The organism is Paenibacillus sp. 598K (assembly GCF_003851045.1).
GTDB lineage: Bacteria > Bacillota > Bacilli > Paenibacillales > Paenibacillaceae > Paenibacillus_D.
Genome location: NZ_BFBX01000442.1, coordinates 1 through 227 on the forward strand (window position 1 = coordinate 1; position 227 = coordinate 227).

Below are 227 nucleotides of genomic sequence, written 5' to 3' on the forward strand. Positions count from 1 at the left end.
CGCCAAGCTGCGATGCGCGCACGATGGCGTATGAGCGCTATATCGGCGAGACGTATAGCCTCTACAGCGTCAGCGAAGCGGCTGCGCTCCGGCTCTCGGCGGAGGCGCTGGCGCATAGCGGCTATCCGGCGCTGCTTCGCCGCACCGACACGCCGCTCGCCGAGCTGGAGGGGGTGCCGGCGTTCCAGCTCGTCCACAACGTCATCATCGGCGAGGGCGCGCACCGC

The 227-nt window shown here is 69.6% G+C and carries 1 protein-coding gene; it reads left to right on the forward strand.

Going from position 1 to position 227, the window contains the following annotated elements; translation table 11 throughout:
* A partial coding sequence (locus tag PA598K_RS37135; RefSeq protein WP_185602453.1) for a hypothetical protein occupies positions 1-227 on the forward strand: 227 nt, incomplete at both ends.